This is a genomic window from Aeromonas sp. PrichA-15, from assembly GCF_017939245.1.
In the GTDB taxonomy this organism is placed as follows: domain Bacteria; phylum Pseudomonadota; class Gammaproteobacteria; order Enterobacterales; family Aeromonadaceae; genus Aeromonas; species Aeromonas caviae.
Window position 1 is genome coordinate 1 of record NZ_JAGKRH010000389.1, and the last position, 299, is coordinate 299.

At 60.9% G+C, this 299-nt stretch carries 1 protein-coding gene; it reads left to right on the forward strand.

Features of this window, described 5'->3' with window-relative positions:
• Positions 1-45: 45 nt before the first annotated feature.
• Positions 46-299 (forward strand): DeoR family transcriptional regulator (locus J9889_RS23795; protein WP_210558477.1); only part of this gene is annotated, 254 nt, incomplete at its 3' end.

Here is a 299-nt window from a genome sequence, read left to right on the forward strand (position 1 = left end):
CGCACCTGCCGGGGCCTTTTTTCGTCTCATCTGCGGAGTGCAAGCGTGAAGCAAACCCAACGACATCTGGAGATCCTGGACGTCCTGACCCGGCAGGGTTTCGTCTCGACCGACGATCTGGTGACCCATTTTGACGTCAGCCCCCAGACCATTCGCCGGGATCTCAACGATCTCGCCGAACAGAACAAGATCCGGCGCCATCACGGCGGGGCCTCACTGCATTCGAGCACCGTCAACACCGCCTACAGTGCCCGCAAGGTGATGCAGCTCAAGGAGAAGGAGCGCATCGCCCGGGAAGT